The organism is Campylobacter concisus (genome assembly GCF_902460595.1).
GTDB lineage: Bacteria > Campylobacterota > Campylobacteria > Campylobacterales > Campylobacteraceae > Campylobacter_A > Campylobacter_A concisus_BL.
The window spans coordinates 64,697-82,602 of sequence record NZ_CABPVA010000003.1 but is presented as its reverse complement, the minus strand read 5'-3'; the positions used below and the strand labels follow the sequence as shown (position 1 = coordinate 82,602).

17 protein-coding genes are annotated in these 17,906 nt (G+C 39.1%); 15 read left to right on the top strand and 2 right to left on the bottom strand.

Annotated features, from left to right (window positions below):
• The first annotated feature begins 25 nt into the window (after window positions 1–25).
• Complete coding sequence (locus tag F3G86_RS06625; RefSeq protein WP_149723382.1) at window positions 26–2,395, top strand: EAL domain-containing protein; 2,370 nt, start codon at window positions 26–28, stop codon at window positions 2,393–2,395.
• Here the strand turns inward: F3G86_RS06625 and F3G86_RS06620 are convergent.
• Window positions 2,392–2,580 carry a hypothetical protein gene (locus F3G86_RS06620; protein ID WP_002940779.1) on the bottom strand — a complete coding sequence of 63 codons (189 nt, stop codon included), beginning with the start codon at window positions 2,578–2,580 and terminating at the stop codon, window positions 2,392–2,394. The genes F3G86_RS06625 and F3G86_RS06620 overlap by 4 nt on opposite strands.
• 129 nt (window positions 2,581–2,709) lie before the next feature.
• Here F3G86_RS06620 and dut point away from each other — a divergent pair, with 129 nt between their 5' ends.
• On the top strand, window positions 2,710–3,405 hold the full coding sequence (gene dut / locus F3G86_RS06615; protein WP_149723381.1) for a dUTPase: 696 nt from the start codon (window positions 2,710–2,712) through the stop codon (window positions 3,403–3,405).
• Complete coding sequence (locus F3G86_RS06610) at window positions 3,402–4,142, top strand: EI24 domain-containing protein (RefSeq protein ID WP_149723380.1); 741 nt, start codon at window positions 3,402–3,404, stop codon at window positions 4,140–4,142. Before dut ends, F3G86_RS06610 begins: the two co-directional genes overlap by 4 nt.
• An 18-nt stretch (window positions 4,143–4,160) precedes the next feature.
• Here F3G86_RS06610 and F3G86_RS06605 read toward each other — a convergent pair whose 3' ends face one another.
• The gene (locus F3G86_RS06605) at window positions 4,161–4,682 is read right to left on the bottom strand and encodes an ATP/GTP-binding protein (protein ID WP_087582932.1); all 522 of its coding nucleotides are present in this window, start codon (window positions 4,680–4,682) and stop codon (window positions 4,161–4,163) included.
• 84 nt (window positions 4,683–4,766) lie between these two features.
• Between F3G86_RS06605 and F3G86_RS06600 the strand changes: the two genes are divergently transcribed.
• The 12 genes from F3G86_RS06600 (at window position 4,767) to F3G86_RS06545 (ending at window position 17,906) form a co-directional block, all read left to right on the top strand.
• Window positions 4,767–5,135 (top strand): L-arabinose ABC transporter, encoded by a 369-nt coding sequence (locus tag F3G86_RS06600; protein WP_223228573.1) that lies wholly within the window; start codon window positions 4,767–4,769, stop codon window positions 5,133–5,135.
• Window positions 5,136–5,543 carry a hypothetical protein gene (locus tag F3G86_RS06595; protein WP_012140396.1) on the top strand — a complete coding sequence of 136 codons (408 nt, stop codon included), beginning with the start codon at window positions 5,136–5,138 and terminating at the stop codon, window positions 5,541–5,543. It abuts the gene before it with no gap.
• Between the two features lie 294 nt (window positions 5,544–5,837).
• Window positions 5,838–10,859 carry a retention module-containing protein gene (locus tag F3G86_RS06590; protein ID WP_149723379.1) on the top strand — a complete coding sequence of 1,674 codons (5,022 nt, stop codon included), beginning with the start codon at window positions 5,838–5,840 and terminating at the stop codon, window positions 10,857–10,859.
• A gap of 109 nt (window positions 10,860–10,968) precedes the next feature.
• Complete coding sequence (locus F3G86_RS06585) at window positions 10,969–11,562, top strand: LemA family protein (protein ID WP_149723378.1); 594 nt, start codon at window positions 10,969–10,971, stop codon at window positions 11,560–11,562.
• Window positions 11,562–12,419 carry a TPM domain-containing protein gene (locus tag F3G86_RS06580; RefSeq protein WP_149723377.1) on the top strand — a complete coding sequence of 286 codons (858 nt, stop codon included), beginning with the start codon at window positions 11,562–11,564 and terminating at the stop codon, window positions 12,417–12,419. Before F3G86_RS06585 ends, F3G86_RS06580 begins: the two co-directional genes overlap by 1 nt.
• A 340-nt stretch (window positions 12,420–12,759) precedes the next feature.
• The gene (locus F3G86_RS06575; protein WP_149723376.1) at window positions 12,760–13,443 is read left to right on the top strand and encodes an ABC transporter substrate-binding protein; all 684 of its coding nucleotides are present in this window, start codon (window positions 12,760–12,762) and stop codon (window positions 13,441–13,443) included.
• Entirely contained in the window at window positions 13,424–13,945 is a 522-nt protein-coding gene (locus F3G86_RS06570) for a 4'-phosphopantetheinyl transferase family protein (protein WP_149723375.1), read from the top strand. Before F3G86_RS06575 ends, F3G86_RS06570 begins: the two co-directional genes overlap by 20 nt.
• The gene (locus F3G86_RS06565; RefSeq protein ID WP_223228572.1) at window positions 13,929–14,348 is read left to right on the top strand and encodes a hypothetical protein; all 420 of its coding nucleotides are present in this window, start codon (window positions 13,929–13,931) and stop codon (window positions 14,346–14,348) included. The genes F3G86_RS06570 and F3G86_RS06565 overlap by 17 nt, the downstream gene beginning before the upstream one ends.
• Window positions 14,335–15,501 carry a beta-ketoacyl synthase N-terminal-like domain-containing protein gene (locus tag F3G86_RS06560; RefSeq protein ID WP_149723374.1) on the top strand — a complete coding sequence of 389 codons (1,167 nt, stop codon included), beginning with the start codon at window positions 14,335–14,337 and terminating at the stop codon, window positions 15,499–15,501. The genes F3G86_RS06565 and F3G86_RS06560 overlap by 14 nt, the downstream gene beginning before the upstream one ends.
• The gene (locus tag F3G86_RS06555) at window positions 15,498–15,941 is read left to right on the top strand and encodes a hotdog family protein (protein WP_149723373.1); all 444 of its coding nucleotides are present in this window, start codon (window positions 15,498–15,500) and stop codon (window positions 15,939–15,941) included. The genes F3G86_RS06560 and F3G86_RS06555 overlap by 4 nt, the downstream gene beginning before the upstream one ends.
• The gene (gene fabG / locus F3G86_RS06550) at window positions 15,934–16,653 is read left to right on the top strand and encodes a 3-oxoacyl-ACP reductase FabG (RefSeq protein WP_149723372.1); all 720 of its coding nucleotides are present in this window, start codon (window positions 15,934–15,936) and stop codon (window positions 16,651–16,653) included. Before F3G86_RS06555 ends, fabG begins: the two co-directional genes overlap by 8 nt.
• The gene (locus tag F3G86_RS06545; protein ID WP_107917317.1) at window positions 16,653–17,906 is read left to right on the top strand and encodes a beta-ketoacyl-ACP synthase; all 1,254 of its coding nucleotides are present in this window, start codon (window positions 16,653–16,655) and stop codon (window positions 17,904–17,906) included. The genes fabG and F3G86_RS06545 overlap by 1 nt, the downstream gene beginning before the upstream one ends.

Here is a 17,906-nt window from a genome sequence, read left to right as displayed (position 1 = left end):
AATAAGGTTTGAAACAGAATAAACAATGGAGAGAAACATTTTTTTTACGTCAAATTCGTCACTTATCGTAAGACAAAAACAAATTTTCTATGCCGTTATAGCTCTTTTTATATTTTCTCAGTTTGCCGGCATCTTAAACTATAAAATTTTTGAAAATTTGTTGATATTTTTTGGCTTTGGTCTTGTAGTTCTTGGTATCTACATCTCTATGAACAGATCAAAGCTTAAAGCTATGCACTGGCTTGCTGCATGCTTTGGAGTCTTTATCTGGACTATTATTGATGCCATTAGGAGTGTCAATGAAGACTTTCTTTTAAGAAGCAAAGAGCAAATTTCTTATCTTCATTTTTTTGATCTACTCCCTATGTTTTTACTATTGGCCGCTGTTGGTATATTTTTTGTGGTCAAATTTATAGCTAGTGATAAAAAGATCCTAGTTCTAGCCGATAGCTTTAATGTGCTTTTGCTAGTTTTCACGCTTGCTTATTGCATTGTTGGCGATATGGGTGATTTTGATATATTGATCCATCCTAAAAGCCCTAGCGAGCTTGCTGCTAGCATTGCTATTTTTGTAAATTTATCTATTTTATTCATCGCTCTTAGTGAAATTTTTAATAGCAACCATCTTTATATTAGGCATAGCGGCTTTTTTTTGATAATAGCAAGTGCGATTTTTACGCTATTAAATTTATATGTTTTTTATAATGAGCTTATAAACAAAGGGCATGATTTTACTCTGCACTCTATCTATCTTGTGCCATTTTTTCTCTTAATGCTCGGGGCTTTTTACTTAAGGGGTGATAACAAGCGTATAAGCGCAGCAGATGTTGGCATAAAAACAACATCTAAGCTTGTGCCTATTATTTCAGCTGCACTAATACTAATAAAAACTGATCTCTCATCTTATGTTGATCTGCTTATAATTTTTGTTGTTGTAGCTGGGGCGGTTATTAGCTATTTTATGAAAGTACTTGATCAAAGCGAAGAGATATATAACGCAGAGCAAAATTTACATGATGCTAAAAACAAAGAGAAGCACCTAAAGACAAACGAACTTGAGATGATAAATTTAAGCTTAGAGGGCGTATCTGAAAAAGACTATCTAACCTCTCTTGGCAACAGAGACTCCTTGCTAAATGAGCTAAAAGGTATGTGTAGCGTTTTGGGTGAGAAGCAAGAGATCGCAGTTTATTATATAAATATAAGTCGCTTTAAAAATATAAATACCTCTTACGGACACGAGGTTGGCGATAAAATTTTAAAAGCGGTAGCAAAGCGCATACGTGAAGCTTGCAACAGACAAGAGGTCACCGCAAGGATCGGCGCTGATGAGTTTATCGTGCTTTCGAAAATGGAAGAAAATAGCCACACTAAACGCATGAAGCTTGGTATGGAGCTAAGAGATACGATAGAAAAACCTTTGCAAATAGATAAGTATCACTTTGCGATTAAGAGTGTCGTTGGTATCCACGTTGTCACAAGAGATAACATCAGCGATCCTAGAAATATCATCAAAAAAGCTGATATGGCGATGTACTACGCTAAGCAAAACCCAGCTAAAAACCCAATGGTTTATAATAATGAGATAGATAGCGAGATACAACAAAGCTCAAACATAGAGATAGCTCTTAAAAAAGCAAATTTACAAGAGGATTTTGAGGTATATTTTCAGCCGATCTATGACATTAAAAATTTAAAGATCATCTGCGTAGAAGCGCTACTTAGATGGCAGTCAAAAGAGTATGGACAAAAAGAGGCTGGCGAGTTTATGGATATAGCTAGCTTAAATAGCGACATCTTAAACGACATCTGCACGCTTGCTGTCTCAAAAACAGTAGAACAAGCCGTAAGGTGGCAAAACAAAAAGCTAAAAATGCCAAAAATAAGCATAAACGTAGCGCAAATTCAAAGCACATCTGAAAAATTTGTAAATGAATTTATGCTAACTTTAAACTCACACCACCTAAATCCAAAGCAGTTTGAACTCGAATTTAGTGAAAGTATATGGCAAAACGATAATGAAACGCTTGATAAAATTTTCTCACTTTTAGAGAAAAATAGTATAGATGTTTGTATAGATGACTTTGGATCTGGATATACGTCGTTTGTCTATATCAGAAAGTATAAGATCGACCGCATAAAGATAGCAAATGACTTTGTCGCTCAGTCAGTGATAAATAAAAAAGATATGCAAGTAGTCGCTGCTATCATAAATATAGCAAAATCAATGAAGCTAAAAGTGACAGCAAAAGGCGTGGAAAGCCACGAGATAAAAGAGCTTTTAAAAGAGCTTAATTGTAATGAAATGCAAGGATACTTCCTATCTCGTCCGATGAGTGCGGAGGAGTTTGAGAATTCTTTAAGGCAGAATTCTCACATGGTGGCTGATATTTAAATTTCAGCCTTTATCTCTTCGTTTGATTTTACGACCATGCCTGAGCCATGTATCACGCTTGGGATACAGCTTGTGCAGATATCGACCTCTTCGCCGTTTTTGTGAGCGTGGATGAAAACTGCATTTTTATCATCGCTGCTTTTTAGTCCGCAAACGTTGCAAACTACTAGATCTTTCTCTCTCATCTTTTCTCCTTTGAAATTTTGGGTGATTTTACATCTTGTAAGCTTGCATTAAGATGATTTGGGTCAAGCTTGTCGTTTAAGCATTAATTGTTTTTTGTTATAATCATTTAAAATTTAAAAGGTTTAAAAATGGATGAAAGAACTATTGTTTTAGAGATGTTAAAGATGCAACAAAGCCTAAATGACGAGACAAACGGGCTTGGTTGGGAAAATGGCTATACAAATAAAAATAAACTCATAAGCTGGAGGCGCTGCATATATATGGAGTGTGCTGAGCTCATTGACAGCTTTGCGTGGAAGCATTGGAAGAGCATAGATGCCAAGACTGATGAACAAAATTTACGCATCGAGGTTGTCGATATCTGGCACTTTATAATGAGCCTAGCGCTACAAATTTACAAGGCAAAACAGCTTGGCGATGTTGAGACTTTAGCTGAGGATATCTGCCAAGCAAGCGGGTTTAGCGACTTTTGCAAAGAGCCATTAAAGGTCGAAGATGAGAGTATTTATGAGATCATGAACGACGTTGAGATGCTTATACATGAGTGCAGCGGCTTTGACTATGACATCTTTGATATCTTTAAAATTTATTTCTCAATGTCTTTAAAATGTGGCGTAAATTTATACTCGCTTTATGAGTGCTACATCGCTAAAAACGTGCTAAATCGCTTCCGCCAAAATAACGGCTACAAAGAGGGAAGCTATAAGAAAATTTGGAACGGACGTGAAGATAACGAAGTGATGAGCGAAATTTTATCAAATGGCGTTAGTAAGATAGATGAAATTTACGCCGCACTTGAGCGCGAGTACAAAAAGGTAAAATGATAAATCTTCTTCGCCTTGGCTTTAAAGACTTTTTTACAGCCAAATTTATAACACTATCGATCTTGCCGCTTTGTCTTAGCATACTTTGCCTAGCTTGGCTAAGCATCTGGGGAGGCGGCGAGATATTTGACTTTTTAAGCGATGGCGCTAAAAACGAGAATTTCGCCTTTTTAGAGTCAAACTCGACGCTATCTTTTATAGCTATTAAAATTTTAAGCTTTAGCGCTACAAAGTGGATAGTTAGCATACTTTTTTACGTTCTAAGTACCTTTTTAACGATCATCATTAGCATCGTGATCGCCCTAATCGTAGCTGGCTTTTTAACGCCAGTCGTGGCTAAAGAGATAAACAAAAGACACTACAACTACGTGCTTAAAAGCGAGGCTAGCACGGCTAGAGTGCTAAAGGTGATGATGGTTGAGATCATGAAATTTCTTGGGATCTTGCTCGTTTGCTTGCCACTTTTGTTTGTGCCAGTCTTAAATTTCTTTATCATAAACGTGCCGTTTTTTTACATCTACTACAAACTTTTACTCATAGATGTTGGCTCAAACACACTTGATAGCGATAAATTTGAGCTAGCGTTGCTTGAAGGCGGTGGGGTTAAATTTATAGTTTTTACGCTTTTATTTTATCTCATCTCGCTTGTGCCGCTTGTGGGATTATTTTTTCAGCTTTATTTCGTGATAGTCTTGTCGCACCTCTTTTATCAAAGAGAGGCGCTTATAAAAATTTAGAGCCAAAAGGCCCTAAATTTAAGCGTAGTAAGATACTTTTTTGCTCTCATCAAGCAAGGTATCAAATAACCTTTTTGTCGCACTTAGTAGATTTTTATTTGCATCATTTTTAGCTAAAAGTTCGTCAAACATCTTTAGCATATTGTCATTTATGAAATTTTTGTGATCCAGATCTTTTGCGTCAGGCAACATCTGCTTGATCTTGTTTGAAAGCTCGCTTATGCTTTGACTGCTACCTGCGATCTTATCGCCCTCTTTGACATTTTTCATAAACTCATCAACCTGTGGGCGAATTTGCTTCATCGCCTCTTCGATTTCTTTCATATCTTGCTCGTCTATGCCGTTTCCTTTATATAAAAACTCATAGCCGTATTCGTGCGTTAGAGTTAGGCTTCTTTGGCTTGAAGTGCCATTTTTCTGGCTTGAAAACTCTAAATTTTTGTTGTCATACATTGAAAAACTTATCTCGTCACCTGAGCTAGTCTTCATCGAAAAGCTCATGTTGTTGTAGCTTCCTTGAGAGTAAAAATTTGTTTGCATTTTTAAATCCTTTTGAGGCTAAATCGGCAAAATTTTAATTTCATAAAGCAAAATTTTGTAAAATGCGTCAAAAAAGGATGGGCGATGTGTTGTTTTGGGACTAGGGTTTTTTTGCTGATGCTTATCACTGTTTTAAGCTTTGTTTTTGCTAAGCTTTGGCCTGTTTTGCCAGTCGTTGGCTACTACTTGATACTTTCAAATTTACTTGCCATTTTAATGTTTTCACTATTTTTTAAAGGGCTTTTGCCAAGCTTCGTAAAGGTAAATGCGATCCACTATTTTTCGCTAATTGGTGGCTTTTTTGGAGCATTTTTAACAATGCTTGCTTTTAAAAAGGTTACAAAAGATAAATTTACTCTAATAGAACTCATTATTTTCGTGCTTTGGATGCTAATAATCGCCATAGTCATCTTTAAATTTCAAGCCATTCTTGACATTTTTAGGGGAATTTAGATGGATGAGAGGATAGTTAAATTTTTAAAAAAGATGCACCTTGCAAGTGTCTGCGCTATTGATGATGAGGGTCAGCCTTACGCTTTTAGCGCATTTTACGCCTTTGATGAGCTAAATTTTTGCCTTTTGCTGGCTAGCTCTGATGAGAGCTCACATATCAAATTTTTAAAAAACTCAAAGCTCGTTGCTGGCACCATCGCTCTTGATACGAAGATCGTTGGTAAGATAGAGGGCGTGCAGTTTCAAGGGGTGATGAGAGAGGCTAGCGCAAGCGAGCGAGAAATTTACTTTAAAAGATTTTTTTACGCAAAAGCAATGGATCCAAAAATTTGGTCTATAAGCCTTGAAAAGGTTAAATTTACGAGCAATACTCTAGGCTTTGGCAAGAAAATTTTTTGGCAAAAGTAGCTAAAAATCGCATAATATTTTCGTGTTAGCTTAAAAGATGCTCTTTCTTAAGGCGTTCAGAATAACGCTTTCATGAAACGAAAGGTACATGTACCATATAAATTTTTTTTAAAAAATTTTTTACACAAAAGTTACGCAAAATGCCTTTTTTAGGGGGAATTTTAAAAATATTAAAGTGTGATAAAAGAGTATTAAATAACTAAAAATAAACTTAAATTTACCCAAATTTTACTTAATATCCCCAGCCTCACTCTTATTATATAATCGCCGAAAAAATTATATAAGGAGAGTTTTATGGCTAAAGAAGCGGGTGTAGTAAAATCGCTAAGTGGCAAGGCGGTCGCAGTTGATCAAAACGGAAACGAGAGAGAGCTAAAAGTTGGCGACATCGTTTATATGGGCGAGAGTGTCAAAACTAGCGATGCAGCCGACAAAGTAACTATCGTTGCAAATAACGGCAAAGAGCTAACTGTACTAGGCAGTGACACGCTTTCTTTAAATCCAAATACGATAGGCGCTGAGGGCTTAGCTGATATAAGCGCTTTACAAAATGCTATTTTAAACGGCGGTGATCTAACAAAACTTGAAGAGACTGCTGCTGGTGGTAATGCTGCTGCTGGTGGTGGAGATGGCGTTAGCCTTGGCGAAGCTAGATTTGCTGAGGGTGGTCACTACTCAAACATCAATGAAAATTATAGAAATTTAACTGATACAAATAGAGCTTTTGCTTCATACGATAGCCCAATAGGCGGCTATAATGATGGCAACGATGGTGATAATGGTGATAATGGCGCAAACGCTAATATAATCCCTGGCGCACCTACTGTTAAATTTATAAATGATATAAATGGCAACCACACTTTAAGTAGAGTTGAGCATGGAAACGATACAGATATAAATACGTCTAAAGTTCTTATCACAGTACCAAATGACGGTACAGTAAGAGCTGGTGATATACTAAAAGTCACTGTAACTGATCCAAATGGTAATGAAACTACAACAAACATAACCATCACTCCAGCTATCATAACTAATGGCTATCCTATAGACGCACCTGTAGAGCCAGGTAAAAACTCAAAAGTAGAAGCAAGTGTTACAAATTTCCAAGGTAACACTGGTGGTAGTAGTGAAGATCACGTAACTCCTACAAAATCAAGCGTAAGCGTTGAATTTACAGAAGATAGAAATAACGATAAATTTTTAACTTATACAGAAAACAACAATGACAGCAAACAAAATGAGTCGCCAGTACTTATAAAAGTAAGTGATGTTATCCCTGGAGATAAACTTCACATTACTCTAACAAAACCAGATGGTACTACTGAAAATAAAGTAGTTACTATCGATCAAAATATAATCAATAATGGCTATAAGATAACAGACATGCCAGTTGCTGAGGGTAAAGTTTCAAAAGTAGATGCTTATGTTACTGATAGCACAAACTCTAACACTTGGAAGAGCGATATAGCAACTGATGATGTTACTCCAGATGTAAGACCAACTTTAACATTTACTGAAGATCGCGATAATGATGGCGGCATAGACGACTTCGAAAATAGCAAAGATGGAAACTTTAGAAGCACAACTGTTGAAGTAACCCTTCCAAAAGATGTTGTAGTAGGTGATAAAGTTGTTATAACTTATACCGATCCACTAACAAAACACGATACAACAAAAATAGTGCCTCTTACACAAGCAGATGTTGATAACCATATGGTAAATACATCATTACCAGTCTTCCCTGACGTATGGAACTATGCAAGTGCTCATGTCGTAGCTGCAGATGGTACACCAAAGAGTGCAGAGTCTAACAAAGACAATGTAATACCTATCGGCAGAAACATGGAGATAAAATTTATAGAGCAAGATACTCTTCATGAAATTTCAAGACAAGAGAGCATGGATGAGCATGAAGTAAATGAGACAACGGCTCTTATAAGACTTCCAAACAAAATAGACAATGGTGACATAGTTACACTTACTATAAATGAGCCTACAAAAGGCGTTTATACAAGAAATTTCACTATAAATATGAATGATAAAGGTGAGGTAACAAGTATAACTGAGATCGGCAATGGCGGACAAAATTTCCCATTGACAAAAGAGAGCTTTAATCAATACTCATTTGAAGTGCCAGGATTTGATCTAAGGCACGGACAAGATACCACTATCAAAGCTAGCATCACAAATATGACACCAGGCAGACATAATACATATATAAATGAGCCAGAAGTTTCAGCTAGCTTAGAGCATGTAAAAGCACCTGAGGTTATCTTTGATGAGGCGCATAACTCAAAAACTATGAGCAGAAAAGCTTCGGCTGCTGATGGTGATGAATTTAATACAACTGCAACTATCAAGATCCCTAAAAATGCAGTAGATGGCGATAGGATCGAAGTTAAGATCACTGAGCCACAGCTTGATGGCACAACTAAAGATAGAACGCTTAAATTTAATGTTCATAAAGATGCTTCAGGCGTTAAGATAACAGATGAGCATGGCAATGATGTAGCAGTAAGCGACAACGGCTTTAAAATTTCTCATGTTGGTACATTAACAGGAGCTGAGACCAAAATTTCAGCTACTATCATCGATAAAGATGATGTTCAAAGTGCTACTGGAACAAATAGCGTAAGCGTAACAGAGCTTGATGACTCTGGAATTTTCTTTGGTGAAGACATTGATGCTAATACATCTATCACAAGAGATGAGAGCATGAAAGATAGTGATCTTCATAAGACTGATCTAAAAGTAAAAGTGCCAAATAACGTGATAACTGGCGACAAGATGATACTTGAGGTTAAAGCTGATGGCACCAAAACTTTACAAAAAGAATTTACTATCACAAGAAATGGCAATAGCATTACTCTAACAGATGGCACTGATACTATAACAGCTGATAGTGATAATAAAATCACAGTCCCAGGCATAGTAATAGGCGAAGGTAAAAATACTGAGGCTCAAGCAACATTTACAGATGCTAAAGATCATGCAAAAACTATAGTAACAAATCATGCCACCCTTGAAAATCTTCACGATGATATGACTGTTATATTTAAAGAGGATGCAGACTTTAACGGAATTTTAAATAGAGCAGAAGCAAATTCGGATGGTGTTTTAGATAAAACCACAGCTACCATAAAACTACCAAGCAATGTTGTAGATGGTGACGTGTTAAAGATAACTACAAGCATAGAAAATGGCACACCAACTACTACAAGTCACACTATCCACAAAGACGCTCAGGGTAACATCACAGTAGATGGTCTAAATGTAGTTGGCAATAAAGCTGTTGAGTATACAGTACCGCTTGAGGAAGATAAAACAAGCAAGGTAAGTGCAACAGTTAGCGATGCAACAGGTGTTGATAAGGTAAAAGCTGGTAGCGATATCTTACTTGATGCTGATGGTAATGGTGGTACAAATTTCTATGTACTTATCGATGAGGACAAAGATAGAAATGGCAAACTAAGCAGAGATGAGGCAAACTCAGATGGTAAGGTTAAAGAGACATCTGCAACTGTATCTCTACCAAGTGGTAACCTACATGCAGGTGATACATTTACTGTAAAAGTAAATGGCGTGCCAACTACATATAAAGTAACTAGCAACAATAGCCACGTGCTAACTATAGAAGATAGACCTGGGCACAATGTGCCTTTAGCACCAGGCAACCTACTAAAGATACCTGGTATCGCTGTAAGCGTTACAAATCCTGCTAAGGTTGAAGTAGAGATACCTAATATCGCACCTAAATCAGCACAAGCGAAACTAGAGCCTATAGACAATAACGAGCTAAGCGTAATTTTCAACGAAGATAATGCTAATAGAAACAATGAGCTAAGCAGAGATGAGGCTATATCAGATAACAACCTAAAAACTACAACAGTAAGCGTAAAAGTGCCTTACAACGTTGTAACAGGCGATCACGTAAAAGTTGATTATGTTGATCCAAATACTGGCACCCTAGGAAGTAGAGAATTTAAAATAACTAAAACAGCAGATGGTAAAATCACTGCTACTGATATAATAAATGGTGGAACACCACAAGATATCACAAAAACTAACACCATACAAGTAGATAATGTCCCTATGAAGCCAGGTGAGAAGACAAAAGTAGATGCGACTATAACTACTCAAGATGATCAAACAGCACATGCTGACGCAGAGGCAAAACTAGCACAGCTAAGCAGTAAAGGTCTAAGTGTAAGCATAGCAGCTGATGCAAACGACAATGGTACTATCACAAGAGATGAGACAAGTAGTAATACTTCAAAAGTAAGTGTATCTCTCCCTGGTAGCGTAATAGCTGGCGATAGCATAAAAGTTGAGATCACAAATGCTGGTAGCACAACGCCTGTGACTAAAGAATTTAAAGTTCTTAGCAAAGATCCACTTGGCAATATCGTACTAGAAAATCAAGCTGATCACAGCCAGATCACTCTTGAAAACGGCAAACCACTTGAGCTTGATGCAGCTATCGCAGTAGGACAAGAGACAAAAGCGAAAGTCACTCTATCTGATGGAACAACTACTGTAAGCACAGAGGATCATGCAAAAGTTGAGATGGACGCTATAAGAGGTATGCAGTTTAGCGAAGATGGCAATAGAGACGGACATCTATATGGCAACGAAAATTTTGGCGGTAATAATAAAACTCAAGATACAACGCCAGTTAAAATTTATGTTAGCGATGATGCAAGAGTAGGTGATACAGTTGAGATCAAATATACTGATCCAGACAATCACGCTCAAACAAAAACAGTAAATCATGTACTAACAGCAGATGATATGAGTAAAGGCGTATTTGATCAGTTACTAGACATCAACGCAAGATCAGCTTATGATCTAAAAGTAGATGCTACGCTTAAAACTCCAGGCGGTCTTGTAAATAAAACTCATAGCGATACACTTCGCATAGAGCTTGAAGACTTTAGAATGGATTATGATCCAAGCAAAGTGATGAAAGGTGGAGAGGGTACATCTGATACGATCGTCTTTAGAGATACTTCTCACGTAGATCTTAGTGGCGTTACTGACCTTAACACAAAAGTTGAGAGCATCGAAAGGATCGAGCTAAAAGGCAACTCTGAGATCAAATTTGACGCAAAAGATATCTTTGCTATGACTGATAACATCAACACTATCCTTAAGATCAGAGGCGATAGCACTAGCAAGGTAGATATAAAAGATAAGTGGCATGAAGATTCAACAGTAAATGCTGACTTTGGCTCAAAAGGCTACACAAGCAACGATACTGTAAATGGTCAAACAGTACATATTATCATTGAAGATAATATCCAAACAGACCTATAATCCCAAAAAGTGAGTGCACTCTAAGCACTCACTTCACTTACCTAACCTCAAATTTACATCATTTTTTAAGCCTTATTTTACTAATATCACCCCTTTTAAAGGAGAAAATATGAAAAATTTAATAGCCATAGTTGTGGTCATCGCCGCACTTGTTTTTGGCGCTTTCAAATACGCAAATTCATTTGTAGTGCTTGATGAAAACACCAACGAGAAGTGGTCTCAGGTGCTAAATCAATACAAAAGAAGAGCCGATCTCGTGCCAAATTTAGTTGAAACTGTAAAAGGCTACGCAGCTCACGAGCAAAAGGTCTTTGAAGACGTGGCAAATGCAAGAAGCAAGAGCATGCAAGTAAGCATCGATGCAAGCAGTCTTGGCGATGAGGCAAAGGTTAAAGAATTTATGGCAGCTCAAGGTCAGCTAGGCTCAGCTCTAAGCAGGCTAATGGCAGTTAGCGAGAGCTATCCAGAGCTAAAAGCAAATCAAAATTTCCTCTCACTCCAAAGCCAGCTTGAAGGCACAGAAAACCGCATAAGCGTAGCAAGACGCGACTACATCGAGGCTGTAAAAGAGTATAACGTAGCCCTTAGAAGCTTTCCAGGTAAATTTATAGTAGGCATTTTCTACCCAGAGATGAAGCCAAAACAAGGCATCGAGGTTAGCAGTGAAGATATGAAAAACCCAAAAGTTTCGTTTGAGAAATAATGAAAAAAATCATTAGCCTTTTACTCTTTGCATTTAGCTTTTGTTTTGCTCTAAATTTCAATGAGCAGATCAACGACGAGGCTCATATCTTTTCACAAAACGAAAGAGATGAACTTCTAAATTTAGTGCAAAATTTCGAGCAAAATAGCACCACGCAAATCGCCATAGTGACTTTAAATTCGCTTGAAAGCAGGAGCATTGAGGAGCTATCGCTTGAAATAGCTAGAGGCTACAAACTAGGTCAAAAAGAAGATAGTAACGGCGTGCTTTTAGTGATAGCTCCAAATGAGAAAAAGGTCCGCATCGAGGTTGGATACGGACTTGAAGGGGCGCTAACTGACGCCATCTCAAGCCAGATCATAAATAGCGTGATGATACCTCAGTTTAAAAATGGCAAGATGAGCGAAGGCGTGAAAGATGGCGTTTTGGCGATCATAAAAGTGGCTAGCGGCGAGGAATTTAGTAACAAAACTAGCCTTAGCGACTTGCCTTTTGGCGTGTTTGCCTTTTTTGCTGGCATGCTCTCTTGTTTTGCCTCTGTGATCTTTGGCAAATTTTTTATGCGAACTGGCTTTAGTACGTGCTTTGCTGGGCTTGTATCAACCGTACTTGAGCAAGGATTTGGCGTGCAAAACTACCTTATCATCTTTGGCGTTTTTGCCTTTATATTTGCGGTATTTTTTCTAATATTAAAAGACGTTTTTAAGAAAAATAGCCAAGGTGGCTCTTTGCCAATGGGCTTTAGACGAGGTGGTTCAGACTCAAATGGAGGGGGCGGTCGCTCAAGCGGCAGAGGAGGTGGCTTTAGTGGCGGAGGTGGCGGCTTTGGTGGAGGCGGAGCCAGCGGCAGCTGGTGAAATTTGGCTTCGCTTATAGCTTAGCTCAAATTTTAGAGCCGAAATTACTCGCTCACGAAATTTTAAAATTTAATTGACACTCATCTGACTTGATAAATAAAATTTGTCGTAATTTCTAACCGCATGCAGTGCGTCAGCACCATTGCATGCACCTCTAACGTGCGAGGGGATTGGAGGATTTAAAAAGGGGATAAGGGGACGGCCTCGTAACTCGAGTCCCCTTGTCTCCCTTTTTGGATAAAAAATTTACAAACTGAGAAGTTATTTCAAAGATTTTGGACCAGATATTTGCATATAAAAGCTAAATTTCTTAAAATATGCCAAAAAATTAGGAGCAAAAATGCTATCAGGCGAGCTACTTAAAAGCCATTTTGCTAAATTTGATCTAGTGGCGATGCTTAGTGAGTTTTTAAAGCAAAGTTCTTTTGATAAAGAAAAATTTCAAGCACTTAGGCGAGATGGTTTTAAAAGTTTAGACAAGAGCCAAAGAGAGGAGCTTCTTAAAATAGCGGGCTTTAAAGCACATATTGATGCAAAATTTCAGAGCTTTTTGCGTGAGCTGATGCAAAGCAAGACCCTCGTTGTAAGCGGCGCGGAGTATAAATTTAGCGAGCTTGAAATTTACACCTGCTTTGATGCAAACACCTACAAAAGATCGTGCGAAGCGGGCGAAATTTACTTTCACAACTTTGGTTTTGACATCTCTTTTAAGAGCGAGCCAGCGCTTTATGGCGGCATTTTGGTAAGGAGCTTGAAGCCCTTAAATGAGCGAAATTTCATCTTTGGACCAAGAAAATGCGCCTTGCATATCTTAAATAGCAAAATAAGTAATTTAAATTTTGATCTAAAAGAGGCTGATTTTAGAGAGGATGAGGCCATTTTTACGCCAAGGATTAGATCGTTTAAAGATGAGAGCGAGCTTCAAAATGACGCTTTAAGGGCGGTTAGTGGCGAGTTTAGTAAGGTCCTTGAAAGTGCAAAAGAGTATAAAAAAAGAGTTGAAAATGCCTATAAAAAAGGGTGAAATTTATCTTTTTGTCGGCTTTGAGGCTGAGAAATTTAGCCCAAAAATGCTCTCTAGAAAAGAGCGTAGAAAGCTAAAAAAATATCCAAATTTAGTAAATTCAAACTCATTTAAACTCTCTAGATATTTAAAATTTAGAGCAAAAAAACGGGGCAAAATTTGCCTTTCTCACAAAGAAAATATCGCCGTTTTGGCTATCTCAAAAGAAAAAGTTGGCGTAGATGTGGAGGAGCTAAAAGATCGAAATTTTGACGGAGTGATCAAATTTTGCTTTAGTAAAAAAGAGAGCGAAATTTACGCAAATGCAAAAGACAAAATGCAAAAATTTTATGAATTTTACACCGCAAAAGAGGCTGTGATAAAAGCCAAAAATTTAGCCTTTAGTGATCTTGCTAGCGTTAAATTTGACGAGATGGAGAGAAGATACTTGATTATTAATAATCTATTTATCATTTGCCTTGCATTTAAGCATTGCAAAGATATAATTGTTAAATTTTTATGATTTTAGAACACTAAAAAGGCAAAAAGTGCTTGTAAAAAAGATAGCTATGATCCTTGCGGTAACGCTTCTAGCTTTTGGCTGTGCGAAGAAATTTGATGCGCCAAAGCTGGCGGATTTTAGCTTAAAGGCATTTAAGGTTAGTTCATCAAAAGGGCCGCTAATGCTTTACGTGCAAAATAGCGAAAACGAGTATAAATTTAGCCTTGTAAACGCACTTGGCGCACCAGAAGCTAGGCGAGTTTTAAAGGACGGCACATTTGCAAATTTGGGCTTCTTACCACCAAATAGCGCCTACAATGAGCTTTTTATCAAGGTGCTTGAGATGATAAAAGATGAAAAAAATGAGCAAAAATTTATGATAGATGATCAAATTTATGAGGTAAAAAGCGTTGATCTACGTTAGCAAACCAGCCATTATCAGCGCCGCAGGTAGTAGTGGTGATGAAAATTTAAGCTCGCTTTTAAGTGGCAAGAGATTTTTAAGCAAAAGCTCTGAATTTCACCCACAAAATGAGTTTTTGGTGGGTAAATTTAATGGCGCCTTGCCTAGCTTTTCAAGCAAAACTAAAGAGCACTTCAAAACTCGCACCAACGCCTTACTTTTAAGCACGATGTTAGAGGTGGGTGATGAGATAAAAAGAGCGATCAAAAAATATGGCAAAAGCCGAGTGGGAGTAGTTCTTGGCACTACAACAAGCGGTGTTGAGGAGAATTTTGAGCCATTTAAAGGCTATATCGCGACTGGATTTTTTGATAAAAGCAGGTTTGGCATAAACAGAAACTGCCTTGCAAACGTGGCTGAGTTTGTGAGCGACTTTTACGAGCTTAGTGGTCCAAGCTACTGCGTATCGACTGCGTGCACCTCGGGCGTTAAGGCGGTTGTTGAGGCAAAAAGGCTAATTGAGAGCGAGCTTTGTGATGCGGTCATCTGTGGCGGCGTCGATAGTCTAAATACGCTTACGATAAACGGCTTTAACTCGCTTAGCATCCTAAGTAGCGCCCCAAGTCAGGCCTTTTCTAAAAATAGAGAGGGGATAAATATCGGTGAGGGAGCTGGGCTATTTTTGCTAAGCCGTGATGAAATTTCAAACGTCGTAGTCGCTAGCTCAGCCTCAAACTGCGATGCTTTTCACATGACACAGCCTGATTTTAGCGCTAAAATGGCGGTAAATTGCATAGAGGACGCGCTAAAAAGAGCTGGCATGAGCGGCATAGACTATGTAAATTTACATGGCACCGGCACGCAGGCAAATGACAAAATGGAGGCAAAAGCTGTAAATTTAACGCTTGGCACCACCTTTGCAAGCACGCTAAAGCCACAGATCGGTCACACGCTTGGGGCTGCTGGAGCAATAGAAAGCGCCATTTGCGCCATGCTTTGCATGGAGGAAAATAGCCTCTTGCCGCCACACGTTTATGACGGCGAGTATGATGAGAGCTTGGAGGCTATAAATTTAGTAAAAAGCGGCACTAAATTTGACGTAAAGACGGCGATGTCGCTATCTTTTGCCTTTGGCGGAGATAACGCCGCGATAATATTTAAAAGAGTGAGATGATGATAAGTGACTATTTACCGCACAGCAGCGCCATAACCCTGATCGATGAAATTTTAGAATTTATCCCTTGTGAGAGCATAAAAGTGAGAAGTGTGATAAATGAGCAAAATCCCTTTTTAGAAGAGGGGAGATTTCACACGCAAAAGGCGATAGAGATGATGGCTCAAAGCCTTGGGATTTACGACTCAAAGATGCGTGAGCTGCGCGGCGAGAAGGCGATATTTGGCTTTTTGCTAGGAAGTAGAAAATTTGAAATTTTTAGGCCGTATTTTAAAGTGGGCGATGAGATAGTGATCGCCTCAAAGTGCTCGATCCAAGATGAGAGCGGATTTGGCGTTTATGACAGCGAGCTTTTTGTAAATGGTGAGCTTGGCGCAAGGGCGGTTTTAAACGTGATGAGCCCTGATGAAGAATTTGTAAAAAAGGCACTTAGTGAGTAATAGAGTATTGATAACTGGATCAAGTAGAGGTATAGGAGCTAGCATCGCTAGGCGCCTTGCTAATGAATACAAAGTGGTGCTTCATGCAAGAAGCAAGAGCGATGAGCTTTTAAAGATGGCTAGTGAGCTTGGGGCTAAATTTATGACATTTGACGTGGCTGACACTGCTGCAGTAAAAGAGGCCATAGAGGCTGATATGGAGGCAAATGGCGTCTATTATGGCGTTATTTTAAATGCTGGTATAACAAGGGATAATACCTTTGTAGGGCTAAGTGACGAAGAGTGGTTTGACGTGATAGATGTAAATTTAAATGGCTTTTACAACGTCCTAAGACCAGCGCTAATGCCCATGATAAGGGCTAGAAAGCCAGCTAGGATAGTGACGCTAAGCTCTGTTTCAGGGGTTATTGGTAACAGAGGTCAGGTGAATTACTCAGCTAGCAAAGCTGGCATCATAGGAGCTAGCAAAGCCCTTGCAGTCGAGCTTGCCAGCAGGGGCATAACAGTAAACTGCGTGGCACCTGGGCTTATAAAGACAGATATGAGCGAAGAAATTTTAAATAGCGACTTCTTAGACGAAGTGCTAAAGGCCATACCTGCAAAAAGAGCTGGCGAGGCAGACGAGGTGGCTGGACTTGTTAAATTTCTACTAAGCGACGAGGCTAGCTACATCACAAGGCAGGTTATCGGCGTAAATGGAGGACTTTGCTAATGCGTGTATTTGTCACAGGTATCGGCGCAGTCAGTGCTTTTGGCAACAGCTGGGATGAGATGAGGGCTAAATTTCTTGCAGGCAAAAACGCCGTGAGATATATGAGCGAGTGGGAGGACTATAAGGAGCTAAACACACGCCTAGCAGCACCCATCATAGACTACAAACATCCGCAGGAGTGGGACAGAAAACAGCTAAGAAGCCTTGGCAAGGTCTCAACTTATAGCGTGCACGCAGCTGGACTTGCATTAAAAGATGCTGGCTTGCTAAATGGCGAAGGCTTGCAGGCTGCAAATTTAGACCCAAGCGTGCAAGATGGCAGGATGGGCGTGGCGAGTGGCTCAAGCACTGGTAGCACCGACTCTATACTTGACATGGCAAAACTAGTTTTGGACATGGATAGCGGATTTAACGCAAATACCTACATAAAAATGATGCCTCACACCACAGCGGCAAATATCGCGCTATTTTACTCGCTAAAAGGGCGTATCATCCCTACATCTTCGGCATGTACGAGCGGCTCACACGCCATTGGCTACGCTTATGAGAGCATAAAAAATGGCAGCATAGACATGATGCTAGCTGGTGGGGCTGAGGAGCTTTGCGTGAGCGAGGCGTACGTCTTTGACAAGCTCTATGCGACTAGTGTCAAAAACCACGCGCCAAATTTGACACCAACGCCGTTTGAAAAAGATAGAGATGGCTTGGTGCTTGGCGAGGGAGCTGGATTTTTAGTGCTTGAAAGCGAAGAGAGCGCCTTAAAAAGAGGAGCTAAAATTTACGCTGAGGTCGTTGGCTTTGGCTCTACGTGTGACGGCACGCACATCACTAGACCACAAAGTGCTACGATGAAAGCGGCGATGAGCCTAGCACTCCGCGCGGCAAAACTAGAGCCAAAAAGCATAGGCTACGTAAATGCCCACGCTACCGCTACAAAACATGGCGATATAGCTGAAAGTATCGCTACAAACGAGCTTTTTGGAGAGGATATCGCCATTAGCTCACTTAAAAGCTATCTTGGTCACACGCTTGGTGCTTGTGGCGGGCTGGAGGCGATAGCAAGCATAATGATGATGAGAGAAGAGCTATTTTTCCCAACTATAAATTTAAACGTAACTGATCCTGAGTGTGCAAAGCTAAACTACTTAAAGGAGCCAACACCGATAAAGACGGACTTTGTGATGAGTAACAACTTTGCATTTGGCGGTGTAAATACATCTTTGATATTTAAAAGAGTAGATAACAAATTTTAA